Here is a 26,861-nt window from a genome sequence, read left to right as displayed (position 1 = left end):
CATAAATAGGTGTCGTGTATTGCGATCACGCTCCTGACGTTTATTGATTTTCAGTGTGTTTTATCACTGAAAAATGCTGTGCTAATTCGTTAAAACGCCACTCATCTCAGGCTGTGTGTTTTGTGATTTGGTGACAAATTAACTTTGGAGGAAACGCTATGTCATTATTAACATCGATTCAAATTAAACCTACCTTGCACTCGTTCGTGTCTATCACTTACGAGGGGTTTTCATACCTGCAATTCCATCAACTTTCTTTTTATTTGTGGCGTTTTCCATAGCCAGCGTTCTGATTGTCCTAATTTAGAACGTTAATTAATTCAGAAACTTAAAACAATACGCTCTCTGGGCGGGGGTTCTTACACCCTAAAGAAAACAAATAATCAAATAGAAGGAAAATAATATGAAATATACAAAACTATATCGAGATCAGCTAGAAATGTTCAAAAGTAGCAAAAACGGTAGACAAGCACTGAAAAGTCTTTTTGGTAAACAAAATGTGAGCTTTCCGAAGTATGTTCAAGTTATCAGAGATTTAATTATTAGCGAGACAAAGGAAGATAGCTGTCAGGGAGGGGAGCATTTCAAATTATTAAGTCAAGAGCTGTATTGGCGTGAGAGTGGATCGCCAGTTATTTTTCTCGAAAGTCAGAAGCTAGTGAGTGACTTATACGCAGCAAAGTTCGATTTTGAAAAGGATTTTTCTGTTGCACCACCCTTTAAGTCCTTTGCTCTGAGCTTTCCTGAAAATACGTTGATTAATGGTGTTCCTTTGAAAAGTTGCCTTGTCACCATTATGACAAATAGAGAGTTTGTCAGGGTACACGGTGAGGAATATACGTCATTAAATCATTTTTTGTCTAAAGAGTATCAAAATGATGAGCTGGGGATTGCCGTTCACTATGAAAGCTCCTTTGGTGTGATTAATAGCAACTTTGCATACCTGTATAAGTTGGCGGAAACCTTGAAAAATAATGCTAAAAACCCCTTAGCTGACAACGGAACCGTGATGCTTGAAGCTCAAACTAAAATCGCTCTTGCATTATGTATGTACCACAGCGCTACCAATGGTGAAAAGTTGAAAGCTGGCTATCCATCAGCCTCAATCGAGTTACCCAAAGACAAATCTAAAGGGAGCTATAAGGCGGTAACTGTTCGTTCATTTGATAAAGAGCGTGATAGCACTGGCAGAACGGTTACGCACCGTGTACCTCACTTTAGAAACTTGAGAGCAGAATGTTTTTACAAGAAAGATGAGTACAAACACTTAAAGCGTGGTTCACGATGGACATTCGTTCGAGGCGTTGATGTGAACGACAGTATGAACACACTTATCTGTTAATAAATAATAAACTCGAAAATTACGCCTATAAGGTGCTGATTTACACCCTTGACAACATAAATTAAATAACAAAAAGGAAAATAATATGAAAAACAAATCTGTGGAAACAATGACTCAGCAAGAGATTTTTAATTGGTTAGTTGACGATAGAGCTTCTTTGTTTGAGGCTCTGAGAGCGTTTTTACAAACAGGTAAAACCATTACACGTTCTATTGTGTTTGGAATGCTTTACTTTCACCAGACCGACTTCACATATTTGACGTTGAAAAATCTTGACCTGTCAGATCTTGACCTTCAGTGGGTTAACTTTGAAGGGGCAACGATTGAAGATTGTAATTTTTGTTCATCAGATCTATCTAATGCTACTTTTCGCAATTGTCGTGTGAAAAATTGTAATTTTGATGATGCTCTTTTCATTAATACCTTTATGCTTTCGGGTAAGTTTGAAAACTGTAATTTTAGAGGTGTAAGCCTCATTTACGCACAGGAACTCCCAAAAGGTATTAAGAATAAAAACTATGAGGTTAATGCAGATGCCCCTGACTCCGAGCGTAGTGTTTGTGTTGGTTATGAGAGCGACTCAGACAATGATCTTGCTGTAAGGTGCTTAAGCATTCTATTGGATAGGTTTACTCGACAAGGTATAGGTTGTCGAGAGCCGTTACTTTTAGCCCAGATGGTGTATTCAGAGCTTAAAATCAGGGTCAACGGAGAAGTTAATAAGCAAGGATTTATGGCGTTTTTTGACCGTTATTATCCATACTGGTTGAAGAAAAAGTCCAAACTTAAAGAGTTGCCTACAGTAGCTTCCTTGGAAGCGTTAGGATTCACTTTCTGGGTAAATTAGAACAATAAGAAGGGGACAAACAGCAGCGGAGTCTGCACTAACTATAAGCGAGAAAAATAATGGTAAAACAGAATAACACAATAGAAAATAAGGCTATCACAAGGGCAATAGAAACGTGGTCAATCAACGAGATTTATGAACAGTGGAAGATTGCGGAGCGTATTGACGATAATGATTTAGAGTTGATAGAAAAAGCAGTCGGAGATTTAGTAGTATCGAACCAAATCAATGTACTTTTGGCTTTTCCCAACTATACAAGACTATGTGTGATAGAAACGCTTGATTGGTATGATCAGCTTTCGATGGATAATGTCTATTACATTGAGCAACAGCTTCATCTTGAGAGGGATGACTATCAAATAGACGATTCTGACTTTGAGGTGATGATGAGAAGGGTGAAACAACATTAAATCGAAACTTGTATGCAAAGAAGCCCGTGAAGGGCTTTTTGCGTTTTAAGGCACTTGTTTTTACAGCGATAGACGGGTCGAAGCACGAAGTTTTTGCTCTGGGCTTGTTTCTGCTGCTGGGACGGGATCAAAATCAATTTCGTTAAATAACGACTGCTTTACGTCCAATTCAGCGATTTTCTTTTCTAATTCACTTGCGGCTGGACCGTAGATTTTCACGGCTTTTTCTTGGCTGAATACCTCAATGCCTTTGCTTATATGGTTAAAACCGACAATCTCTTGGTTTCGCAAAGGGATCATAGTGCCATAAGTATCGGCTTGATCATTCAAAAAATCACGTAATTCTTGACGGTATTTAGGCACAAAATCAACAGTTTGGTCTAACTGGTTAGGGATGCGGTAATCTTGCTGATTTTCAAGTTTTAATTTATGCTCTGCTACTTTATCAGAGATGTATTTTTGTGCTTCTTTGGCTTGCTTACAGACACTCAATAACACTTTTTTCTTATCAGAGAAATTGCTTGCCCACCCTTCGATGTATCTGGCGTGTGCATTAAATGTCTCTAGTCCCTGCTCTAGACACAAAAACATAGTGCTAGTCTCAGCGATTAATTCTTCTTTCGAGTAGCCCAAAGTGCCAAAAGCGTTGCTCATATCTCGACCTAGAGCTTTTGAAGTAGAATGAGATAATTCGTGAAGCGCTAAAGCCAAAAATGCTTTATCAGATGAGCATTTTTTACGCAGTGGCAATACTATGATGTGTTCCTTGGGCGAATAATAAGCACGGTCCTCGTTTTTCTCAATCACAGGAACGCCCATTGCGTCAATGATCATTAGTGCTTGCTTCACAAAACGTTCATCCTTCATTTCTTGACTCATTTCCTGCTTCTCTAGCTCTTCTTGCTTTGCAAAATAGGGACGCTCATCAATGAATGATTGAGGTAGAAGGTGTTTGATTTTTTCGAGCGGAAAGACTTTGTAAGGCTTTAAACCTTTACGATGTTGATAGCCGTTGTCTCGCATTTCTTTGAAGCTCATACCGTGCGTTTCACGCTCGAACTGACTCTTACCTATTGCTTTACCGTCTTTTTTGAAGCTTTCGAGGTATTTCACCACAACAGAGTCTAGTTTTAATCCCTTCAATGGTTTATCGGGATCAAACGTATCGGATTTTGGTGGTAACTGGTCTTTGTGCTGTTCTAGTAGGTCAGCGGCTTGCTTGAACGTTGCGTAAATCGGTATTTTCGTTGCTTGTTCTTGTTGATCTTGAAGCAGCATTATAATGTTAATACCAGCGTATTGATCATTATGAAAATTGAGCGGCAAGGCATTGAGTGTTGAGCGGTAAAAACTCACATCAATATCACTGTTAGAGCTTGGTTTTTCACCCTTGGGTTTAGAAAAATAATCAAATAACCTATCAAGTATCAGATCTTGTTGGCTCTTTTTTTCGGTAGTGCGAGCCGCACTCAGTCTTGTTTGTTTCATAAGTAACTCCTTGTTTCTATGGGGTTACTTATGTCGTATCACGCCTCTGCATTTTTGAAAGTTTCAGCCGCTTGAGCGACTGTTTATTCCTGAAAAATAAAGGGTTTTATTTTTGATTTGCTGATAATTTCTGGTGTTAAAACTACCATTTCGTCAGTAGTTTTTGACTTATCACACAAGCTCAATGCACCATTTACAGTGCGACACGCAACGGTGTTTTCGTCAGATACTGCCAAAACCCAAGCTTCGTCTAACTCATCAAGATCTAAATCAAATGCCTCTTCTAGTTCAGCGATAGCAGTCTGCTTCGTTACTCTCTTCTGCTTAAATGTTGTAAAACATACTACATTCGTATGAGTGGCATTATCAGCTTCAAAAACAGCCGAATTAGCGGCAGTTTTTGTTTCGTGAGCCTCTGGCTCACTCTCTTGAATATTTTGGCTCTGAGTGGGTTTTGAACGTTGTTTTGGTGCTTTGGCTTCGTATTTACGCATCTTCGCCACAAAACCGTCATCGACACTTGTGATGTTAAACCTAGAAAATGGTCTTGGAATACCAGGCAAGTGACACAGCTCTTTTTCATACTCAAGAACGTGCTTTTCTTTAAGCTTCTCAAAAGAAACTGACAGTTTTTTGTTTAAATCGCCTTTAATACCCAAAATGTTTGAGATATAGCTCTTTGTGAAAAATGGAGCATCTAACCCTCTAAGAGATTGAACTATAAGGAAAATAGGGATTTGATTTTTCCTTTTGATAGCGACAAAGTCGCTTTTCTGGATGAATGTAAGTGAATGTTCACGCTCATTCATATAGTCGATAAACTCATCGTGAAGCTCAAATCGCAAAGTATTATCGGAGCGGTTGATGAATAGATTTTTAAAGATAGTGATAGGCTTATTATTGACAAAAAACTTTGCTTTCTTGAATCGCTCGATGAAGTTTTCAGTCTTTTCAATCAATTGACTGAGAGTAAAATTACCCTTAAGTTTTAACTGTTTGAATATTTTTGAGCCTTTATCCAAGCTTAAAATCACGCACTCGTCATTTTCGTAATTGCTGGGGTTGAGATAGTAGTTATGGTGTTCAACAAGTAACAAACTGAAAAGTAGGATCTCCACAAATGTGTCGCAGTAAAGTCCATCAAGATCATAACGCTGTTGTGATAGGTTATGAGTGATCACATCAATGTTTTGTTCAGCGTTATTTCTGAAAAAACCGACCTGAAGAAGTTCTGTTGGTAGGGCTAATGTTTGGTTAGAAAGAAAATCATAGTGGGATAATGGTCTAGTGCTCATTGAGTTACTCCTTGGTTAATTTAAACAAGAAGTCTTGACTCAATGGTTATCCGTGATACGTTGAAATTATGAACTGCTGCAATGCACCTATTGTATTGAATAAGAACCAAGTTGACGCTTGGTTTTTCTTGTTTTATCCCTATGTTTTATCGCAGATCGAGAAAACTTCAAGAGTTGAACAGCAAAAAAATCCAGAAATATTATTCTACTTTTTGAGCCATTGTGTAATCCAATTACACCTGTTCTAAAAATCTATCTTTAAGAAAAGGGTATATCTATTGGTGGAATGCTATGGAGTAGTAAAAAGAATGGTATGGAGTTTGGGTAGAATGCTATGGAGTTAGGCTTTTTCTATCTTTTGGCTTTTACTGGATAATTTCACCACCTTGACGGTTTGCCAAGGCGGTGAATAAATCAGGTTTAGGTTTGAGCTTCGTTTGACTTACCTAAGCCCTTCATCAGCACATCAAACATCAACCCAGCAAAGCCTTTTGCAACAGCCTCATTAGATAGTAGCTTCATTGCCATTTCGTTATGAACATCCATACTTTCAATAACCGCATTGCTGATTGACTCAGGGAATTGCCCCAGCATCGCTTGTTCTTTGCTGTTGCTGCGGAGCTGATCCATTACCACTTCATTTTCTGAGATTTTACCTGCAATGGTATTGGCGTAGTTGAGCATATCATTTTCAGATAATCCATCTTCAATGAACAAATCGTTCATTCTCTCGATGATCTCGTTGAGCAATTCCGTTTTTGGGTCTTTAGGTGCAGCACCAGAACCTTCTTTTGCCGCTGGTAGGTAAGGTTTAGGCTCTTCACCTATTTTATTACCTAGTTGCAAATCTGCTTCACGCTGCTCGTGCAAACGGTAATGGGTCATTACCACGTCAGACAGATCTACATCGTCTTCCGAGATATCCAACATAATAATGGTTTAGGCTGTGTGATGCAGGGTGCATATTTAATTAGATTCATTTGATTCAATTTTGTTTTATACTAGATTGCTTGGACGTCTTGGTTCGTAAATGGATGATATTTAATAATGAAAAAAACAATTTTAGCTACTTCAGTGATTGCACTTTTGGCAGGTTGTGGCTCAGATAGCTCCTCGCCGTCAACTCCTTCACCGTCTGGCTTTACGGTAACTGGCTTTGATGGATATCTTCAAAATGCGGTTGTTTACATTGATAAAGATGGTAGCAGTAGCTTTAGTGATTCCTCTGAATTTGTTGGTTTAACCGATGAATCAGGTACATTAACGCTCGATGCAATGCCTTCTGAACAGTTATCTTTGCAAATGCTTGTTAGCGGAGAGCCTGCACAACAAGTGCTTGCTGGAATGGACAGTAAATATGAAACGGTTTACACCACCGACTCAGATCGCCCTTCAATGCCACTAGATGCTGAATATTCACTTCATACTACGCAAGGTGCGGAGGTTATCTCGCCATTGACGGATCTTGTCGTGCTTGAGATGAAGGAAAGTGGAACTGATGTAGATACTGCAATTGCCGTTGTTCAGGGTGCACTTGGTCTAGATTCCGACTCTGATCTATATGTTGATTTCGTTGATAATGGAGATAAAAAGCTTCATAAAACAGCTCAAATTTTAGCTGACTCAAAAGCTGAAAGTCCAATTGCCTATGAATTAAATCCAATGGGGTTTGCAACAGACACAAAAATTGCTGTCGACCAAATTCCTGCTGATAATTTATCTGATCCGAATTATCGTATGATCGTAGACGGTGATACAGGTACGAATGACTCCATTCCAACAGGTTCAGATACTTACGTAAACCCTACCGTTTTTAATGCCGTTCAAGCGCAATTCGATGCGTTAGACCTGACATATGGTTACAGTGTAGGAACGCCGATTACTTTATTTGAAGCAGATTTAAGCGACCTATTCAAAGACTCGGATAACACGGGTAAATTAACGAATTATATCCATGTATCAAATACGGCATCTAATTACGTGGTCGTTGATAAATACAATGAGAAAACGGGTCTTGTCGCTTATGTGAATGATGGCAAATTACGAGTAGGAATGAACTCCTCAGATGAGATCAAAGGGTCGGGTGGTTATTTTGTAGTTGTACAGTATGAGGGTGAAGATTCAGATACCAATAAAGCGCAAGCTCTCTTTACATTCAAAGTCAAAATTGACGATTCTACCCCGCCTGTATTGATAACAAATGAACAAAACTTAGCTCAAGCAAAAGTGTACGATACCCCAATGGTAGCAGGTATCGACATTGCACCGATTGAGTTAGACCTTAATAGCATTTTTAATTCACACGGAAAGGACATCGGTTACTCATTAACCCAACATACGATAAATGGTTTCAACATATCTCTTGATGGTTCAATGCTAACAATTGATGGTTCTCCTACAGTTAGTGGTGCAAAAGATACATACACTATAGAAGTCGTTGGTAATTCAGGTAGTGCTGAAACTACGCTTTCTTTGAATTTGCCAGAAATTCTGGCTGTGCCAAATGATATTGCTGTAATGGAAAACCAAGTGCTTTATCGTGCTGTATTAAATTTACACGCTGATATTCGTAAATGTGAAGCAATCCAACTCATCAGCGGTGAAATTTATTCCATTCTTGGTGATAACAAATCAGATTGTCCAACAACTACACCTAACGAGATTAATGGTGACTTGATAGGTAATTACAGCATCAATAACGGACGCTTAATTGCTTTCAGTGGGAAAGTTCCCGCTGATAATGCAGAGCCTAGATATTTACTCTCTACCTTAACAGCGAGTGATTCAGATGATGGTGAAGTAACCCGTTACTTAGTGCAAAACGGTATTACCGCAACACCAGAAACCTACTCAGTCGAGTTTTATGATAAAGCGAACAATGTTGAGAAAGTTGTAAAAGACAATTCTGACAGTAGTTGGGCTGGAAACTCAGTTGCGAATTCAACTAATATCAATGGTGAGTATGTGTCAACTTACTTGATGGCTAATTCTGGTTCTTATCTTTATCTTCAAATTGACGATAACTCTCATATCTTTTGTAAAGATTTAGCGGGTCAGTATAGTCACTACGAACTTGGGATTATGACGGACAACGAGTTCCAATCGCTATCAAAACTACCAATCTATGATGTGTGTAACGATGATCCATCTAATCAGACAACGATTGATTTTGGCATTGATTCAGGTCTTGGTAATCAAAAATATGTCCACGTCTTACATCCACATAGCACTTCAAATGCACCTTATATTCAGCGTGAGTGGATTGAAACTAGAGATTAATTTGTAGTCGTTAGAAAATACTTAATAGCCTCTATCCTTTAGAGGCTATTTTCATTGAGTTTCTTCTGCATCGGCTGAATCACAAAGGTGTAATAACTACTCTGACACTTAATTAGGTTTTTGAAGAGACTTATATGAATGCTTATCGGTCAAGCCAACGTTATCTAAATCTTGTACCGTATTGTTTGTATTAGTCTTTAACTCATCGAAACACGCTGCACGTTCTTGACTCTGGTTTTGTAATGCCGTCTCTTTTTCTTCCGAAGAGTTGGTTTTACGAGGACTATCAAAGGTATTGGCTGAGTAAAATTGCCTCAATTCCTTCGGCTTTTTCTTCTCCAGTTCAGCACAAGTAAACCCAGCATCTAGGGCGTTAGCGTAACCTTGACGAGATAGGTTGTGCTTATCTCTTCTGAGTAGATAAGTGAGATCTTTTTGAACCTCAGCCACATCAGTTTTGCTTATGACCTGTTTGGTTAACGCTGTTTTTAGCTCATCTAAACTGAGCGGTGATTTTATCTCTTTCAGATCTGCATAACTGAGCTGATTCGGCGTGTCTGATTGAACAAAAAACAAGAGCTCTGGGTCGTTTTCATAAGCCGCTTTCATCATACGCTTCAAAAAATCTGGGCTTGAATTGGTCAGGGTTGCGGCTTTCCAGCCATTTTCTAATGAAACGTTGATTGACAACGTTAGATCATAGTTGTTAGTCGATGAACCAAACCTGATTTTGCTTCTGTCGCTCGATAAAACAATGTTGAAATTGTATGGACGAGCTGCAATGTTCTTTTTGCCAAAGTAAATCAGAATGTCGCCATTGACGTTGTTTCTTTGTTGTTTGTAATAGCGGTTGAGGTTCTCGATATGAAAATCCAGCATTTTACGTTGCTGCTTGAATGTCGCTCGTAACGATGGTGGTTTTTCTAATGTGTGAATGAAGTTAGGAAAACGCTTTTTGATCTTGCCTAGCGTCATAGAGCTAGAGATCTTACCACCAGAAATCGTTTCCCCTTTGTGATGGAACACTATTCCCTTTTTCTTGCCTGATTTGGCGTGTTTGAGTATCTCTACGGTGATTTCTTGTTCATCTAACTGCTCAATAAAATCAGCTTCATCGTTAGCTGACTTGTAGAGATTAAAAATGCGCTTTTTCACGGCTTCGAGCTTTTGGTTTACCTGTGTCTTTTCCGCTAGGTTTTGCTGAACTTGTTTATAAGAGGTGTGCTCCGCCATTTCAGCTTCATTTTGATAAGGCTCTTCCATTAGCAGATCATACGATTTACGTTTGATCTTGGTGAGTGGTGTGTCTTGCTCTTTCGCTGCGCTGAGGTTTTTCTGGTGTTTATAATCCGCTTCTAATTGACGGTTTTTCATTACCTTAGACATTGGATTGTTAGCTGGACGTATCTCATCAGAGATATTGTTACCCGTCAGTGTTAGGTTGTATTTACGTTCAATCTTTTCGCACGCTACACGCATTTTTCTTTTTGAGTTTTTGACACGCTGATACTCGCCAAGGCTGTTGTGCATTCCCCTTACAAAATGGAAGTGCAAACGGCCACTATCGGTTTGCGGATAGATAAGGTATGGGGTGTTTTCCATATCGTATAGGCTTGATAATAGCTCTACGCTGATTCTTGCCAGCTCATCTTGAGAAAATCGGGCGTTATCTTCATCCTCAAAGGAGATCATTTCGTGAGCATAAAGCTTGGACTGGCGCTTGTTGGTTGATTGGCTCTTGTTAAGCTTAACTTCTTCGATAAATCCATTCATAAAGCTTTGATATGCTTCTGGATCTGATATGTCGATAATCCCAAGGTTAGATAGGGCTTGAAGTAATCGAGGATTTTCAGGCGAGTTAAGGTACTCCTTGGCTACGGTGTTGTATCGAATAATATTTTTTAGCTGTTTAACTGTTTCCCCTTCGTGTAAAAGTTTCGCTATTGCCATTATTTACCTCCTTCAACGATAAAGGATTTAAGCACTTTACTTTTCAGTGAAGAGATCTGCATTGCCAGTTTTTTGAGTTGAGCGGTTTCTTGGGGAGTGATGGTTTTGCTGCTGTTAGCGAGCTTCGTTACTTGATTGAGATTGTTACCGCAGCGTTTTAACTCCGTCAGGATTTCTAGTAGGTAAACACTATCTTGAATGATGGTCTTAGGTGGTTCGATTCTCTTGCGATGCAAGAGCTTTTGAACCATTTCAAGCCACGTTCTGGCTTTAATCTGGGATTTAGCCAGTAGTAGGGCTGATTTTTCCTCTTCACTACAACGTATTACGATTTTTGTATTGCTGATCCTTTGCGTCATAACGTCCTCCTTGCTGAACAAATACAATGAGTTCTAAGACGATTAATAGAGCGCTGGGTAGGCTTTTCATCGAAGATCGCTGACTTAAATTAGCTGCAAAATATCGAATGAAATGAGATTTTTCAGGTGATTTTAGATAGTGATCAGCACTCCTTTTTAAAACGTTTTTTCTGTTTTAAAACAAGTGGTTTGGGGAACCCAAGCCTCAACTTGCCTCTTCTTTAATTGTCTTAAACTCTTATACTCAACAGAGCATATTTTTAGGCGATGTCAAATTGGGAGAATTGGGTCCCCTGTGGTCCCAGAGCTGGTAAGCCCTTGCCAAACCTGATTTTTGTGGTATTTCAAAGGTATGGCTAGGAGAAAAATAATGAGCAAAAAAGATCACGAAAAGAGACTGGAATCGACAGCGAAAAACGAATTACAAAAAACACAACAATTGGCTGAGTCTGACTTTGTAAAAGGTCAGTTGAAAGAGATGATGAATAACAAACTGCGAAAAGATATTGTTATTCGTGATGATTTGCTCAAGGCTGGAGCAGAGCCGTCCCAAAAACTGACGGATAGAATTGAAGGGCGACAGGAAGCACTTGATGAGTTGGTTGCAATCATCGATACGCATCAAACCCATCTTTTAAGCACTTATGATATTGCTAAAGCAGCGATTGCCGAGCTTCGAAAATACAACCCCAAAAGAGCCAACGAACTTGAAAACTCATTGGCTTTAAAGGTCACACAAAGCGGCTCACAGACGATTAAGAAAAAGCGCCTGTAATGTCGTTGCATCGGTACAATGTGGGAGGCTAATTGTCGCTTTCCCATATTTTTTTCATAAATGGTTCGGTTTGAACCTTTTCCTTCAAGCCCTTCATCATTAACAATTCCTCGGTAGCCGCTGAAGCTGGCCACTCCTCTTTCCAAGGTGTGCCTTGAGTACGGTATTCGTAGTTCTTTGTCTTGCGGGAGTAGCCTAGATACTCAAGGGTAGGGACTTTTTCATCAAACCCTTCTGTACTTAAACTATGTTCATCAACAACAATTCTAAAGCCAAGTTTGTGCATTTCCAAATTGTAGTTTTCGGGTGATAACACCAGCTCTCTAGCCTCACGGGATATCGAACCTTTAGATAAGGTTTCTAAAGAGGCTTTAATTTCATTTTCTTTTTCTTCTAGTTCTTCAATTTTTTCATATTCATCTTCTATCATAGATAGGGTAGCAAACGTTCTTTTTCCTGCTTGGCGTTGTTGTTCTAAGAACTCGTTTAGTTCGATTAGATACTCTCGACTTTTAATGAGTTCGCTTTCGATTTTGTGAAGTTGTTGTTGTAGTTCTTTGTTGGAAGTAAGAGTAGAGTACTTTCGTAGTGCGTATTTTCTTACCACCGTAGTCATATAGATATGAGTGATAAAGTAGGGAAATGTGGTCTTTCGGTTACAAGAACGATCTCTTTGCTTTGAGCTACAACGAACCACAGGGGCACTGTTTTTTGATTTTTGAATGGACATACCTCGGCCACAAACACCACATTTCATTAAACCAGATAGAGGCCACTTACGGTCAGGTTTTACATTCTCATATAGCCTATTTTTATGAATTGATTGGACTTCATAGAAAATAGCATCGTCAATCGCTGCTTCATAGATACGATTTCCTCGCCAAAATCCTCTAGTTATATCAGCCTGAATCCAGCGCATAACTGTAGATGGGTTAATTTTTTGGATTGCGGTGTCTGGGTATTTTTCTCGAAGAGCGACAACAATTCTTTGTTGGCCCATCCCGTTTCTATACCAATGGAACATATCTTTGATGGCTTGGTGTAAATGATTAAGGGTTCCGTCATCATTAATCCAAAAGGGTTTTCTGATACGGGGAACAATACCTTGCTCACGAGCCTGTTTTTCTCTGCGACTATAGCTAGCTTTTACTTTTTCAGATCGCCACTGCGATTCTGAAAATGCTTGTTGAATCTCTACAAGAAGTCGAACCTGCTTATTCATATCGTTCGCAGCTTCGGGAGGGTACTCCGCTTTATCTCGGACAGTAACTACAGTAATACCAGCTTCCCATAAGCGATCCATAAGATTACGTGCTTGTTTGAAGTTTTGACGAGTTAATCGTGAAAAATGTTCAACTAACACTAATGTGCCAGGTTGGATGATGCCTTCTTCGGCGGCTTGCAACAGTTTACCTAAAGAGCCTTTTTCTATGTGTTTGCCACTCCACGCCGACATTGCTTGGTCAACAAAACTATCTATGACAACTACATCAGGGTTTGCCCTCAACCAATCTTTTTGTGAATTGGTTTGTCTATCAATAGAGCTATTGCCTACTTGTCTATCACTACTAAATCTTTGATAAGTAACAGCATATCTTTTTTTGCTTTCAGTCATAGCTTGGTCCCTGATTAGAAATCAAACTAAGTATAACCAATCTGCACACCTATGCCTACAGCTCGCACAGTAGGTGGTCTAACAAAATGGTTTGAAGGTTCTCTGGTTTCTTTGCTTCCTCTACCCATTCATCAGGTGTACTGCATTGCAGAAATTGGTTAATGGGAGCAAGAAGATCTTGATAGGCGTCTAGATTCATCATTTTAGTTTTAGTACTTCACATTTTTACTGGGCATATCCGTTGTCTTGCGGATAGAAAAAAGGCTGCAATTGCAGCCTTTCTTGACCTGAAGTGAATGTTACCACTTTTTCTTCTCGCCGAAGAGTGCTTCCATGTCATTGTCACGCTCTTTGTCAGCAATCTGCTGCATTTCGGCATCGCTTTTATCTTGGCGCTTTTTATCTAAGTCACCCAACATCTCTTCAAGCTTTTGTTTCGCTTGAATAGAATAAGGATCGCTCTTAGTGCTCAAAGCATCGATACCTTTACGCAGCAGTTGAAGCGCGGTGCCTGGTTGGCCACGAGCGATAGAGTCGTTTGCTCTTTTGATGACATTTTCAATGTTGATGCGAATTTGCATCGTTTCCAAGCGCGCATTTTCGGTGACGTAAGTCTGGGTATCCAATCGGCCTTTGTTGTGCTCGTTACGGATAGTGTCGCGAAGTCGTTTAACCAGCTTAAGCATGACGATAGCTTGTTTATCACTACTCGGCATCTTGAAAGTGGTACTCTCGCCAGTAGGACCATTCTCTTTTAGCTGCGTAATCTGCTGCTTCATATTTTCGATACGTTGAGCAAGTTGCTTGTTCTTCGGGTCCAGCTCATGCATGCTCTCTAGCGCGTCAAGAATACGATTGTTTAGACACAGCAACAGCTCTTTACTAAAAGGGATATGGTGCGCATGACCAATCAACTCTTCAGTACCATCTATCAAGGCTACATATCGCGCTGATTCCTGCCTTTTTGCGGTTTCAACTTTAACCTTATATTGCAACATAATGTTATAGCCTAGGATTAACACCAGTAGGATGGCTACCAAAGCGATTATTAAACCAATATTCATATCTTTGCGTCTACTTTACTTTTCTGCGGCTAGCGTTAAAGAATACATGAATCTTATCTTACTCGGCACCTTATTTGTTTGATTATTTTGTCTCTCCCACGTTTTAGTTACTGATAGAAGTCACATCATAAAACTTCGGTCATTTATTGGCTCAACTTTGTGCATATTGTTTCTTTCTTGAAGATTATTAGTATGTGATTGAGGTATAAGTTAGAAATTGCTGTTCATTTCGATTTGAACGCGTTATAACTAATTATTATATCGCTCGCTTGAGTGGCCAATAAACTCTCTCATGAATAAGTAAGGGATTACGATGAAACTGCAGCAGCTGAAGTATATTGTTGAGGTTGTAAACCATAATCTGAATGTATCTGCAACGGCGGAAAGCTTATATACCTCTCAGCCAGGTATCAGTAAACAGGTTCGGTTGCTGGAAGATGAGTTAGGCATTCAGATTTTTGAACGTAGCGGTAAGCACTTAACGCAAGTGACGCCAGCTGGTGAAGAAATTGTACGTATCTCTCAAGAAATTCTCGCTCGTGTAGAAAGTATCAAAGCGGTGGCTGGAGAGCACACCCATCCAGAAATGGGGACGCTGAATATCACCACGACACATACGCAGGCTCGTTATGCACTGCCAGATGTCATCAAAGGTTTTACTTCTCGTTATCCAAAAGTGTCGTTACACATGCACCAAGGTACACCGTCACAAATGTCTGAGGCGATAGCTAAAGGCACAGCGAATTTTGCGATTGCGACAGAAGCGCTTCACTTATATCAAGATGCCATCATGCTGCCTTGTTATCACTGGAATCGTTCAATAGTTGTGCCTAAAGACCACCCACTAGCGAAGAAAGACAAAGTAACGATCAGTGATCTTGCCGCTTACCCATTAGTCACTTACGTGTTCGGTTTTACTGGCCGTTCAGAGCTGGATACAGCATTCAACCGCGAAGGTTTAACCCCGCGAGTGGTGTTCACTGCAACTGATGCAGACGTCATTAAAACTTACGTTCGTATGGGTATCGGTGTTGGTGTGATTGCGAGCATGGCAGTTGATGAAGAACAAGACAGCGATTTGGTTGCGATTGATGCAAGCCACTTGTTTGGCGCAAGCACAACGAGCATTGGCTTCCGTCGTGGTACCTTCCTTCGCTCTTACATGTTCGACTTTATGGAGCGTTTTGCACCGCACTTAACGCGTCCAGTGGTTGAGCAGGCGATTTCGTTGAAGTCTAATGCAGAAATCGAAGAGATGTTTAAAGACATCGAGCTTCCGGTCAGATAACACTTCATTGATGTTTCGATTCCCTCTACAATGCGCTCGTTGTAGGGGGAGCTATGAAAACGCAATTTCAATTTATTAATGACTGCTTAATCGAAAACCAATCTTTGTGGCGATTCGAGCCGTTTAAAAGCAGCATTCACGCATCATTGCCTTGGCAAGAGCAACATCCTCAGTTGTGCCAGTGGTTGGCGTCTCTTTCTCCCTCCCAAATTGAAGAATACAAAGCGGAACCGGAGCTTGCCTTAAAAGCACTTAGTCCGTTTTTGCCTGAACTTGAACAACTTTCAGAACTCACTCGCATAGAACCGCTAGCTTTAAAAGGCTTGGAACTCGCTCGTGGTTTAGATAACGGTATTCCGGGACGTAAGTTGGAGCAAATTAGCTCGATGGGTGAAGCTGCAATTCAACAACACTGTGGCGAAGAATGGCTAGAATGGTGCTCAGGTAAAGGTTACTTGGGGCGAATCCTGACAACGCAAACCGATCAGCCTGTAACCAGCTTTGAATACCAACAAGCACTGTGCGATTCGGGGCAACAAGCAGCCAATGAACATCATTGGAAGATGACGTTTATTCAAGGCGACGCGTTTGATAGCAAAGCGAAAGCCGTGTTTAAGCCAACGCAACACGCAGTAGCACTGCATGCATGCGGTGACCTTCACGTTCGTCTAATGCAGTACGGCAGTGAAAATGGGGTTGCTGCGATGACCATATCACCTTGTTGTTACCACTTGATTCAGTCGGAACAATACCAGCCGATGTCGGAATCGGGCAGGGCTTCTTCTCTCTCATTGTCTAAGCAAGAACTGCGTATCCCATTACAACAAACGGTGACAGGAGGAGAGCGCGTGCGTCGTCATCGTCAGCAGGAAATGATGTTTCGTCTTGGGTTTGATTTGATCACGCGACAAGCTTTGGGAATGGCAGAGTATCAGCCTGTGCCGAGTATCCGTAAGTCGCAATTAAGTGATGGTTTTGAATCTTTATGTCGCTGGGCAGCGGAGCAAAAAGGCATTGTTCTTCCTCAAGAAATCGATTTCTCTCATTTTGAAAAGTTAAGCGAACAACGCTTCTGGCAAATGGAGAGAATGAGCTTAGTGCAACTTGTTTTTCAACGTCCGTTGGAGGTCTGGCTCGCATTAGACAAAGTGCTTTATCTTGAAGAACGTGGTTACCGTGTTAGATTGTCAGAGTTTTGCCCTAAATCGGTCACGCCTAGAAATATTTTAATTTGTGCATATAAGATTTAGTTATTCTTTATAGCCAAACGCTCTATATGAAAAAGCCCACTTATGAGTGGGCTTTTGTAAACAAAACGTGACAAGTTATGTTTTATTTTGTCATTAATTAAACATAGCGATAGCTTGAGTTGGTTCAACGTATTCCAAGTCAAAGCTTTCTGCTACTTCTTTACACGTTACTTTTCCGTGAATAACGTTTAGACCTTCAAGGAAGCCTTTATCTTCTAGAAGTGCTTCGCGGTAGCCTTTATTTGCTAACTTCACGATGTATGGAAGTGTAGCGTTGTTGAGTGCAAATGTTGAAGTGCGAGCAACTGCGCCAGGCATATTTGCTACACAGTAGTGAACCACTTCATCAACGATGTAAGTTGGATCTGCGTGAGTTGTCGCGTGCGAAGTTTCGAAACAACCGCCTTGGTCAATTGCCACGTCAACCACTGCCGCACCAGGCTTCATCTTAGCAATGTGCTCTTTAGTGACCAGTTTAGGTGCTGCTGCGCCAGGAATTAGAACGGCACCGATAACAAGGTCCGCTTCTAGAACATGCTTCTCGATAGCGTCTTCAGTAGAATAAACCACTTTTGCGCGACCTTGGAATTCTTCGTCAAGCTTACGAAGTGTGTCTACGTTACGGTCTAGAATAGTGACGTCAGCGCGAAGGCCAACCGCCATACGAGCAGCGTTTGCACCAACAACGCCACCACCAACGATAACGACTTTTGCAGGTTCAACACCAGGTACGCCGCCTAGGAGCAGACCACGACCGCCGTGCGATTTTTCCAACGTTTGCGCACCAGCTTGGATAGACATCCGACCTGCCACTTCTGACATTGGTGCTAACAGTGGCAAACGACCCATATTATCTGTTACAGTCTCATAGGCTATACAGACAGCTTTGCTCTTGATTAGCTCATCAGTTTGTGGAAAATCTGGTGCTAGGTGTAAATAAGTAAATAAAATTTGCCCTTCGCGGAGCATTGCTCTCTCTACTGCTTGGGGTTCTTTTACTTTTACAATCATGTCTGCTTGCGCAAATACGTCAGCAGCATGAGGGAGAATGGATGCGCCGACAGCGATGTAATCATCGTCTGAAAAACCAATGCCGGCACCTGCATTGGTCTCAACTAAAACTTGGTGACCATGTGAGATGAGTTCTCTCACGCTAGCTGGGATCATACCAACACGATATTCGTGATTCTTGATTTCCGTAGGTACGCCAATGATCATCCTGTATCCTCTTTCTATAATGGTTGTATTAACTGTTAGTAGGGTGTTATTGTCGAATTAATAACTAGTATAGTTATAGATTTGTAAAATTTGGCACCAAATATTAAAAAGTTGTAGTATATTTTTTTGCAAGGAAGTAATAAGGTGGAATAAAAAATGGCAGACAACTATAAAAAGCCGTCCAAGGAACTAGACCGTATCGACCGCAACATTCTTAATGAGCTGCAGAAAGACGGTCGTATTTCAAACGTTGAGCTTTCAAAACGTGTGGGACTTTCTCCAACGCCATGTTTGGAGCGTGTACGTCGCTTAGAGCGTCAGGGTTATATCACAGGGTATACTGCATTATTGAATCCGCAGTTCCTGGATGCATCACTGTTAGTATTCGTTGAGATTACGCTAAACCGTGGTGCGCCGGATGTGTTTGAGCAGTTTAACTCAGCTGTTCAAAAGCTAGACGACATACAAGAGTGTCATCTTGTTTCAGGTGACTTTGACTATCTTCTTAAAACCCGTGTATCAGATATGGGTGCTTACCGCCGACTATTGGGCGATACGTTACTACGTCTACCTGGCGTAAATGACACTCGCACATACGTTGTTATGGAAGAAGTGAAACAATCTAACCAGCTTGTGATCAAAACTCGTTAATTTCTTGCAAAGAAAGCGGTATATGCTTCCGCTTTCGCCAGAGAGTAATTGGGTTTTTCTCCTTGATATGGTTAAATCAATTTACCGAGCGGCTTGATGCCGCTCGGAATGTTTTGCAATTTCCTATTTCATTTCCATATTCAAGTTGATTTATGTTCAAAGAGAACGCAAAGAAAGTCGAAACCATTATCAAAACCAGTGAAGAGCCCCAGTCTTCACGCTTAAATGGCTTCCAACGCTTAAAAGAGTGCTGCTTTATCGTTGGCGTTCTTAGCTCGGTATTGCTTGCGGTTGCACTATTTACCTTCAGTCCGGCCGATCCTTCTTGGTCCCAAACCGCATGGGGAGGGGATATCGATAATGCTGGTGGCCTTTTCGGCGCTTGGCTAGCCGATACTCTATTCTTCACATTTGGCTCTCTCGCTTACCCAATCCCTTTCTTGCTAGCGGCGGCTGCATGGGTGATTTGCCGTAAACGAGGAGAAGATGAGCCAATTGATTTCATGCTATGGGGTACAAGGCTGCTCGGTCTTGTCGTCCTTATTATGACCAGTTGCGGTCTTGCCGATATTAATTTTGATGACATTTGGTATTTTTCATCCGGAGGTGTGGTCGGGGATGTGTTGTCTAGCCTCGCTTTACCTACATTGAATGTACTCGGTACCACATTGGTACTGCTGTTCTTGTGGGGAGCGGGCTTTACGCTCTTCACTGGCATCTCATGGCTTAACATCGTGGAATGGCTTGGTGATCGTGCGTTAGCACTAATTGCCGCGCTTGCAAATAAGGCAAGAGGTTCAGAGCAGGAAGTTTTAGAACCTCAGCTTGATGAGTTTGTAGAAGATAAAGTCTCTACGCCTAAACATAATGTAGACCATGAAATTGATGATGAGCCGCTTCCTCATTTAACGGCGTACGATGTCGATGAACCGAAAGAGCCGGCGCCAGCGCATGAGTATCCTATTTATATGCCGCAAGCGAAACCTGATAAGCCTGCGGAACAGGCGATGGTAGAACCGACGCCACCACAACGCAAGGCTACGGTTAATGCTGCGCCAGTTTATTCTGAACCTGAGCCTCAAATACAACCTATCCATACGGTTAACACGGATAACGTTGATCCGCTCTTGGAACGCACCAAGCAACTGAATGTTACGATAGAAGAGCTTGAAGCAGCGGCGCAACAAGCAGATGACTGGGGAACTGAAGAACAGGCAGCCCCATCATTTGCAAACACTTACTCTTCCTATGTAGAGCCACATACAGCTACAGAAGAACCGATCAGTGTTGAACCAGATTATGCGGAGTACGAACAATTTGAAGCAGAGCAAGTACAGCAGCCAAGTATAGAGCATCCTGTACATGAAGAGCCTGCAATTGATTCTGCTGTATTAGGTAGCATCACGGCTCAAACAGAGTCGAGCCAACATATTGAGCCTACGATCTCTGACTTTGATGTGTTAGATGATGAAGACGAAGTGGAGTCTCAGCCTGCACAGCAAGTACAGCCAACAACGCCTCATCAGCAAGCAGCAACACCTTCAACAACATTTGAACCTGCACCTCAAAAAGTGGAAGTAGAAGAGATCCAAGACAACGACCAAGACGTTACAGCATTCCAAGATATGGTTTCCAATGCGCAAGCCAAAGTCGCTGCAACACAGAACCCATTTTTGGTACAGAAAGAAGAAAATTTGCCAGTTCCGGAAGAGCCACTCCCAACGCTCGAGTTGCTTTATCATCCAGAAAAACGTGAAAACTTTATCGACCGTGATGCGCTAGAGCAGGTCGCTCGATTGGTAGAGAGCAAACTCGCTGACTACAAAATCAAAGCCGATGTGGTTGGTATTTATCCTGGACCAGTGATCACTCGTTTTGAGCTTGATTTGGCGCCGGGGGTGAAAGTAAGTCGTATTTCTGGTCTTTCAACTGACTTAGCGCGTGCATTGTCTGCGATGGCGGTACGTGTTGTGGAAGTAATCCCTGGCAAGCCTTACATCGGTTTGGAACTGCCAAATATGAGTCGTCAGACGGTCTATTTATCTGATGTCATCAGTAGCCCTCAGTTTGAGCAAGCAACGTCACCAACAACGGTTGTGTTAGGTCAAGACATTGCGGGCGAAGCTGTGGTGGCAGATCTTGCGAAGATGCCTCACGTGTTAGTAGCAGGTACAACAGGTTCTGGTAAGTCGGTGGGTGTGAACGTGATGATTTTGAGCATGCTGTATAAAGCAGGTCCAGAAGATGTACGCTTCATCATGATTGACCCGAAAATGCTAGAGCTTTCTATTTATGAAGGTATCCCTCATCTTCTTTCTGAAGTTGTGACTGATATGAAAGACGCATCAAACGCTCTACGTTGGTGTGTGGGCGAGATGGAACGTCGTTACAAATTGATGTCGGCATTAGGTGTACGTAATGTGAAGGGCTTCAACGAAAAATTGAAGATGGCAGCAGAAGCGGGCCACCCAATCCATGACCCGTTCTGGCAGGAAGGCGACAGCATGGATACTGAACCGCCATTGCTAGAAAAGCTGCCTTACATCGTTGTTGTTGTTGACGAATTTGCTGACCTGATGATGGTGGTAGGTAAGAAAGTTGAAGAACTGATTGCTCGCTTGGCGCAAAAAGCGCGTGCGGCAGGTATTCACTTAATTCTTGCGACTCAGCGTCCATCGGTTGACGTTATTACCGGTCTAATTAAAGCGAACATCCCAACTCGTGTTGCGTTTACGGTATCGACTAAAACGGACTCTCGTACAATCCTAGATCAAGGCGGCGCAGAATCACTACTTGGTATGGGTGATATGTTGTATCTACCGCCGGGATCAAGTCATACAACTCGTGTTCACGGTGCATTTGCATCAGATGATGATGTTCATGCTGTTGTAAACAACTGGAAAGCGCGTGGTAAACCGAACTACATTGAAGAGATCATCAGTGGAGATCAAACTCCAGAAAGTCTATTGCCAGGTGAGCAAATGGAAGCGGATGAAGATGTAGACCCGCTCTTCGATCAAGTTGTTGAGCACGTGGTTCAATCACGTCGAGGTTCGGTTTCCGGTGTTCAGCGCCGATTTAAGATAGGTTACAACCGTGCCGCCCGTATTATAGAGCAGCTTGAAGCGCAGGGCATCGTAAGTGCTCCGGGTCATAACGGTAACCGTGAAGTACTGGCACCTGCGCCACCAAAAGATTAATGAACTTGTGTTACTCACCTCAGTCCAACTGAGGTGAGTGGTTCTAATAATAGGTATCTGAATGAAAAAACTATGTTCAGCGAAACTTTTCTCCGCGCTTGTTTTAAGCTTTTCCCTCTTCTCTACTGCACACGCAGCATCTCCTAAAGATGAATTAAACAAACGTCTTTCTATGAATGATGGCTTTAGTGCAGATTTCTCTCAGCAGGTTATCAGCCCTGAAGGCGAAACGGTTATGGAAGGAGAAGGTACGGTTGAAATTGCCCGCCCAAGCCTGTTCCGTTGGAGTACAACATTCCCTGATGAGAACCTATTGGTCTCTGACGGTAAGACATTGTGGTACTACAGCCCATTCATCGAGCAAGTGAGCATCTACTGGCAAGAGCAAGCAACAGAGCAAACGCCATTTGTTTTGCTAACGCGTAACCGAGCAAGTGATTGGAATAACTACAAAATATCTCAAAAAGGTGACCAGTTCACTCTCATTCCTACTGCAGTAGACTCCACACAAGGTCAATTCCAGATTAATATTGATGCCAAAGGTGTGGTGAAAGGCTTCAATGTGGTTGAGCAAGACGGCCAAAAAGGTTTGTTCACCTTTAACAACGTGAAGCTGGGTAAACCAAAAGCAGACAGATTCACATTCACAATTCCAAAAGGTGTGGAAGTGGATGACCAAAGGAATTAATTGGTAGTGAGTAATTACACATTAGATTTCTCGGGGGACGAAGATTTTCGTCCCCTTGCTGCTCGTATGAGACCGGAAACGATCGAGCAATATATTGGACAGCAGCACATTTTAGGCCCTGGTAAGCCACTGCGCCGTGCGCTAGAGGCGGGTCACATTCACTCTATGATCCTTTGGGGACCACCAGGTACAGGCAAAACGACATTAGCGGAAGTGGCTGCAAACTACGCCAATGCTGAAGTAGAGCGTGTGTCTGCCGTAACGTCTGGTGTGAAAGAAATCCGTGCTGCAATCGAGAAAGCACGTGAGAACAAAATGGCGGGTCGCCGCACCATCTTATTTGTGGATGAGGTGCATCGCTTCAACAAATCTCAACAAGACGCGTTTTTACCGCATATCGAAGATGGCACGGTTACCTTTATTGGTGCGACGACAGAAAACCCATCGTTTGAGTTAAACAACGCATTGCTGTCACGTGCACGTGTCTACAAGCTAACGTCTCTCGATAAAGATGAAATCTCACTGGCGCTGAATCAAGCGATCAGTGACAAAGAGCGTGGCTTGGGCAATACACCCGCACATTTCGCTGATAACGTATTAGACCGCCTAGCAGAACTGGTCAACGGTGATGCTCGCATGTCTCTCAATTATCTTGAGCTGCTCTACGACATGGCAGAAGACAATGCGCAAGGTGAAAAAGAGATCACGCTTAAGTTGCTGGCTGAAGTGGCAGGGGAGAAAGTCTCTCGCTTCGATAACAAAGGTGATATCTGGTATGACTTAATCTCTGCGGTCCACAAATCCATTCGTGGCTCTAACCCAGATGCGGCGCTTTACTGGGCTGCACGTATGATTGCTGCGGGTTGTGATCCTCTTTATATTGCCCGTCGATTACTTGCGATAGCATCGGAAGATGTCGGCAATGCGGACCCTAGAGCCATGCAAGTGGCACTCTCCGCGTGGGACTGTTTTACACGCGTTGGTCCAGCAGAAGGTGAACGTGCGATTGCTCAAGCTATTGTTTATCTCGCGTGCGCTCCAAAGAGTAATGCCGTTTACGTTGCTTGGAAACAAGCGCTAGCGGACGCTCATAACTTACCTGAATATGAAGTGCCGCATCACCTTCGAAATGCGCCAACCAGTTTGATGAAAGACATGGGTTATGGGGCTGAGTATCGTTATGCTCACGATGAGCCTGGTGCTTACGCAGCAGGTGAGCAATATTTGCCGCCTGAAATGGGCGATCGTAGGTACTATCAGCCGACAAATCGTGGTCTGGAGACCAAAATCGGCGAAAAGTTAGATTACTTGGCTACTTTAGACGCAAATAGCCCACAAAAGCGCTATGAAAAGTAGGCGTTTTTGGATACATTTGTTCAGTAAATTTTTTTAACGCGTACGCTTGGAAAGTGCGCGTGATTTCACAACAAAAAGCATAGGATTAACAATGCTGGATTCTAAATTACTTCGTACAGAGCTGGATGAAACAGCTGCTAAACTGGCGCGTCGTGGCTTTAAGCTAGACGTAGATACTATTCGTAAACTTGAAGAACAACGTAAGTCCATTCAAGTAGAAGTAGAAAATTTACAATCCACGCGTAACTCCATCTCCAAGCAAATCGGCCAAAAAATGGCGGCTGGCGACAAAGAAGGCGCAGAAGAGATCAAGAAACAAATCGGTACGCTAGGTAGCGATCTTGATGCGAAGAAAGTTGAACTTGAGCAAGTAATGGCTCAACTAGACGAGTTCACGCTTTCTGTACCAAACATCCCAGCAGACGAAGTACCAGATGGCAAAGATGAAAACGACAACGTTGAAATCTCTCGTTGGGGTGAGCCAAAGTCTTACGACTTCGAACTGAAAGATCACGTTGACCTAGGCGAAATGGGCGACGGTCTAGACTTCGCAAGTGCAGTTAAGATCACTGGCGCACGTTTCATCGTGATGAAAGGCCAATTTGCTCGTCTACACCGTGCAATCGCTCAGTTCATGCTGGATCTTCACACTGAAGAGCACGGCTACACAGAAATGTACGTACCTTACCTAGTAAACTCTGACAGCCTATTCGGTACTGGTCAGCTTCCTAAGTTTGGTAAAGATCTTTTCCACACTGAGCCGCTAGTAGAAAAAGTAAACGACGAAGAGCCACGTAAACTGTCTCTAATCCCTACTGCAGAAGTGCCTGTAACGAACCTAGTTCGTGACACGATTTCTGACGAAGCGGATCTACCAATAAAGATGACAGCTCACACGCCATGTTTCCGTTCAGAAGCGGGTTCTTACGGTCGTGACACTCGTGGTCTGATTCGTATGCACCAGTTCGACAAAGTTGAGCTAGTACAAATCACTAAGCCAGAAGATTCAATGAACGCACTAGAAGAGCTAACAGGTCACGCTGAGAAAGTTCTACAACTTCTTGAGCTTCCTTACCGTAAAGTGGTTCTATGTACAGGTGACATGGGCTTCGGCGCTCGTAAGACTTACGACCTAGAAGTTTGGGTTCCTGCTCAAGAAACTTACCGTGAAATCTCTTCATGTTCTAACATGTGGGACTTCCAAGCTCGTCGTATGCAAGCGCGTTTCCGTCGTAAAGGCGAGAAGAAACCTGAGCTTGTACACACGCTAAACGGTTCTGGTCTAGCTGTAGGTCGTACAATGGTTGCTATCCTAGAAAACAACCAAGAAGCAGACGGCCGCATTGCAATCCCTACAGTACTTCAGAAGTACATGGCGGGCGCAACGCACATCGGTTAATTCATTAACCACTAGAACACCAAAACCCAGCCTTAGTGCTGGGTTTTTTGTTATCTGCGTCGAGTGAAAATACGTTGTAATGTAATTAGCACACGCATTAGTGACGAGCTCGCCCAGAATCTGGCAGTAGGAGATAAATAATATTTTTCTAAGCGGTTTTTCACGTGACAAGCTAACGTCCTCATTTGTCTTTGTTGTTAAACGTTATGCCATTAAATCATCTTTTATTACGTGTTATTTTTGCGCTTACCTTGCTCGTTTTCGGTAGGGTTGTCGCAAGCGAACTTATCCCACCTCAATACTTAGATACTGAGCGAACAGACCGCTTTTTCGCGCGCGAAGTAGCGAAACCTTCCAAAGAAAATATGCAACTTCGTAACTCGCTCTATTGGGGCTATGAACTTGAATTGAGACGTGCGCCTGACAAAGAAAAATTGGTATCGAATTGCCAAGACTTAGCTAATGCAAGTTCAGAGGGTTTTACTGCGGCTAAAGCTTATGAATACGGTGCGTTTAAAGCGTATTTAACTCAGTGTCAAACATGGAGTGAGATGGCAAAGTTAGCCGCCTCCAAGCGCTCATTTATATCGAAATTTAAGTTAGACGATAACTTTCCTAATTTAGCCCCAAGTGCGCTTGCTTTTGTTATTTCTGACGAAAGTGCGGAGAAAGCAAAGGCACTATCAACGTGGGATGAAGCAGACCATATCCAGAGAACTCATGTCTCCAGTGAAGTGAGAGCAGAGTACTTCGACGCGACCGATGGTTTTCAAGTCATTACGATTGTAGCAAAAGGTGATTACAACGCTGACGGCATCGAGGATATCGTTATTGAGAAAGAGAATAGTGTACTCAGTGGCTCGTATTCATCTTCACACGGATATGTATTAACCCGTATGTCTGAGCAAGCGCTATTTATAGTGTTGGCAGAATGGTAATGAAACGATTGGCGGTCACTTGGGGTTTAAGTGTTGCTATGATGAGCACGTTTGCGGTTGCTAGCACCTTACCCAGAAAAGTCTTTGAATGTTCGGTAAACCAAACTATGAACTTTAGTATTTCGATAGAACACGTCAAAGGCGAGCTTACCTTTAATAAGTCCACTGTGAATCAAAGCCCAGTTTTACTGCGGATCAAACCTCAAGATTATCGTTTCAAACATTACCATCGAGCGTTGGTAGATGAGAAGTCACTGGAATTTAGTATTGGTGAGCGCGTCATATTAGTCAGTGAGTACTTTAACGAGGAGTTTGGTGAGGTAGAGAAGATACTCAGTGTTACTTTGAGAGAGCCTGAGCAAACGCAGTATTTTGAATGCGAGGAAGGGAGTATGAGTAACCTTGCATTGCTTTTCCATGAGAGCGCCGAATAATCGATTACAGAGTAA

Annotated in this window: 22 protein-coding genes and 1 pseudogene; 14 read left to right on the top strand and 9 right to left on the bottom strand. The window is 42.2% G+C overall.

Annotated features, from left to right (window positions below):
• The first annotated feature begins 403 nt into the window (after nt 1–403).
• The 3 genes from R7Z77_RS15850 (at nt 404) to R7Z77_RS15840 (ending at nt 2,599) form a co-directional block, all read left to right on the top strand.
• The gene (locus R7Z77_RS15850) at nt 404–1,342 is read left to right on the top strand and encodes a hypothetical protein (protein ID WP_256898827.1); all 939 of its coding nucleotides are present in this window, start codon (nt 404–406) and stop codon (nt 1,340–1,342) included.
• Between the two features lie 85 nt (nt 1,343–1,427).
• The gene (locus tag R7Z77_RS15845; protein WP_318136736.1) at nt 1,428–2,189 is read left to right on the top strand and encodes a pentapeptide repeat-containing protein; all 762 of its coding nucleotides are present in this window, start codon (nt 1,428–1,430) and stop codon (nt 2,187–2,189) included.
• 59 nt (nt 2,190–2,248) lie between these two features.
• Complete coding sequence (locus tag R7Z77_RS15840) at nt 2,249–2,599, top strand: hypothetical protein (protein ID WP_206626178.1); 351 nt, start codon at nt 2,249–2,251, stop codon at nt 2,597–2,599.
• 60 nt (nt 2,600–2,659) lie between these two features.
• Here the strand turns inward: R7Z77_RS15840 and R7Z77_RS15835 are convergent, their stop codons facing one another.
• From R7Z77_RS15835 to R7Z77_RS15825, 3 genes are all read right to left on the bottom strand, one after another.
• Entirely contained in the window at nt 2,660–4,087 is a 1,428-nt protein-coding gene (locus R7Z77_RS15835; RefSeq protein WP_206626177.1) for a zincin-like metallopeptidase domain-containing protein, read from the bottom strand.
• A gap of 83 nt (nt 4,088–4,170) precedes the next feature.
• A complete protein-coding gene (locus tag R7Z77_RS15830) occupies nt 4,171–5,382 on the bottom strand; it encodes a hypothetical protein (protein ID WP_206626176.1) in 1,212 nt (403 codons plus the stop codon).
• Nucleotides 5,383–5,802: 420 nt separating this feature from the next.
• Complete coding sequence (locus R7Z77_RS15825) at nt 5,803–6,312, bottom strand: hypothetical protein (protein ID WP_241754174.1); 510 nt, start codon at nt 6,310–6,312, stop codon at nt 5,803–5,805.
• A gap of 117 nt (nt 6,313–6,429) precedes the next feature.
• Here R7Z77_RS15825 and R7Z77_RS15820 point away from each other — a divergent pair, with 117 nt between their 5' ends.
• Nucleotides 6,430–8,661 (top strand): hypothetical protein, encoded by a 2,232-nt coding sequence (locus R7Z77_RS15820; RefSeq protein WP_206626175.1) that lies wholly within the window; start codon nt 6,430–6,432, stop codon nt 8,659–8,661.
• A 108-nt stretch (nt 8,662–8,769) separates the two neighbouring features.
• On the opposite strand, the gene R7Z77_RS15815 is transcribed toward R7Z77_RS15820, so the two are convergent.
• Together R7Z77_RS15815 and mobC are read right to left on the bottom strand one after the other, a co-directional pair.
• Nucleotides 8,770–10,611 carry a relaxase/mobilization nuclease domain-containing protein gene (locus R7Z77_RS15815; RefSeq protein ID WP_318136735.1) on the bottom strand — a complete coding sequence of 614 codons (1,842 nt, stop codon included), beginning with the start codon at nt 10,609–10,611 and terminating at the stop codon, nt 8,770–8,772.
• On the bottom strand, nt 10,611–10,970 hold the full coding sequence (mobC, locus tag R7Z77_RS15810) for a plasmid mobilization relaxosome protein MobC (protein WP_206626064.1): 360 nt from the start codon (nt 10,968–10,970) through the stop codon (nt 10,611–10,613). The genes R7Z77_RS15815 and mobC overlap by 1 nt, the downstream gene beginning before the upstream one ends.
• A gap of 370 nt (nt 10,971–11,340) precedes the next feature.
• On the opposite strand from mobC, the gene R7Z77_RS15805 reads away from it, so the two are divergent.
• A complete protein-coding gene (locus R7Z77_RS15805) occupies nt 11,341–11,745 on the top strand; it encodes a hypothetical protein (RefSeq protein ID WP_206626065.1) in 405 nt (134 codons plus the stop codon).
• Between the two features lie 28 nt (nt 11,746–11,773).
• Here the strand turns inward: R7Z77_RS15805 and R7Z77_RS15800 are convergent, their stop codons facing one another.
• From R7Z77_RS15800 to R7Z77_RS15790, 3 genes and pseudogenes are all read right to left on the bottom strand, one after another.
• Nucleotides 11,774–13,360, bottom strand: coding sequence for a recombinase family protein (locus R7Z77_RS15800; RefSeq protein WP_206626066.1), 1,587 nt, complete (start codon nt 13,358–13,360; stop codon nt 11,774–11,776).
• A 58-nt stretch (nt 13,361–13,418) separates the two neighbouring features.
• Nucleotides 13,419–13,562: pseudogene (miaE, locus tag R7Z77_RS15795) on the bottom strand (tRNA isopentenyl-2-thiomethyl-A-37 hydroxylase MiaE); the annotation flags it as partial.
• 97 nt (nt 13,563–13,659) lie between these two features.
• Nucleotides 13,660–14,424 carry a hypothetical protein gene (locus R7Z77_RS15790; RefSeq protein ID WP_005378247.1) on the bottom strand — a complete coding sequence of 255 codons (765 nt, stop codon included), beginning with the start codon at nt 14,422–14,424 and terminating at the stop codon, nt 13,660–13,662.
• 313 nt (nt 14,425–14,737) lie between these two features.
• Here R7Z77_RS15790 and cysB point away from each other — a divergent pair, with 313 nt between their 5' ends.
• Nucleotides 14,738–15,712 (top strand): HTH-type transcriptional regulator CysB, encoded by a 975-nt coding sequence (cysB, locus tag R7Z77_RS15785; protein ID WP_006742885.1) that lies wholly within the window; start codon nt 14,738–14,740, stop codon nt 15,710–15,712.
• Nucleotides 15,713–15,765: 53 nt separating this feature from the next.
• Complete coding sequence (locus tag R7Z77_RS15780) at nt 15,766–16,962, top strand: methyltransferase (protein ID WP_213896053.1); 1,197 nt, start codon at nt 15,766–15,768, stop codon at nt 16,960–16,962.
• 93 nt (nt 16,963–17,055) lie between these two features.
• On the opposite strand, the gene ald is transcribed toward R7Z77_RS15780, so the two are convergent.
• The gene (gene ald, locus R7Z77_RS15775) at nt 17,056–18,180 is read right to left on the bottom strand and encodes an alanine dehydrogenase (protein WP_213967363.1); all 1,125 of its coding nucleotides are present in this window, start codon (nt 18,178–18,180) and stop codon (nt 17,056–17,058) included.
• Nucleotides 18,181–18,336: 156 nt separating this feature from the next.
• Between ald and lrp the strand changes: the two genes are divergently transcribed.
• The 7 genes from lrp (at nt 18,337) to R7Z77_RS15740 (ending at nt 26,846) form a co-directional block, all read left to right on the top strand.
• Nucleotides 18,337–18,831, top strand: coding sequence for a leucine-responsive transcriptional regulator Lrp (lrp, locus tag R7Z77_RS15770; RefSeq protein WP_005378234.1), 495 nt, complete (start codon nt 18,337–18,339; stop codon nt 18,829–18,831).
• A 152-nt stretch (nt 18,832–18,983) separates the two neighbouring features.
• Nucleotides 18,984–22,031 (top strand): DNA translocase FtsK 4TM domain-containing protein, encoded by a 3,048-nt coding sequence (locus R7Z77_RS15765; RefSeq protein ID WP_213896052.1) that lies wholly within the window; start codon nt 18,984–18,986, stop codon nt 22,029–22,031.
• A gap of 61 nt (nt 22,032–22,092) precedes the next feature.
• Nucleotides 22,093–22,719: an outer membrane lipoprotein chaperone LolA gene (lolA, locus tag R7Z77_RS15760; RefSeq protein ID WP_064353788.1), complete on the top strand. Its 627-nt coding sequence runs from the start codon at nt 22,093–22,095 to the stop codon at nt 22,717–22,719.
• The gene (locus tag R7Z77_RS15755; RefSeq protein WP_017821702.1) at nt 22,720–24,075 is read left to right on the top strand and encodes a replication-associated recombination protein A; all 1,356 of its coding nucleotides are present in this window, start codon (nt 22,720–22,722) and stop codon (nt 24,073–24,075) included.
• A gap of 91 nt (nt 24,076–24,166) precedes the next feature.
• The gene (gene serS / locus R7Z77_RS15750; protein ID WP_005437179.1) at nt 24,167–25,474 is read left to right on the top strand and encodes a serine--tRNA ligase; all 1,308 of its coding nucleotides are present in this window, start codon (nt 24,167–24,169) and stop codon (nt 25,472–25,474) included.
• Nucleotides 25,475–25,680: 206 nt separating this feature from the next.
• Nucleotides 25,681–26,412, top strand: coding sequence for a hypothetical protein (locus tag R7Z77_RS15745; protein WP_064353789.1), 732 nt, complete (start codon nt 25,681–25,683; stop codon nt 26,410–26,412).
• Nucleotides 26,406–26,846, top strand: coding sequence for a hypothetical protein (locus R7Z77_RS15740; protein WP_064353790.1), 441 nt, complete (start codon nt 26,406–26,408; stop codon nt 26,844–26,846). Before R7Z77_RS15745 ends, R7Z77_RS15740 begins: the two co-directional genes overlap by 7 nt.
• The last annotated feature ends 15 nt before the right edge of the window (nt 26,847–26,861 follow it).

Source organism: Vibrio sp. 1401 (assembly GCF_033340295.1).
Note: the sequence above shows the minus strand (reverse complement) of the source record. Positions and strands in the feature narration are given on the sequence as shown.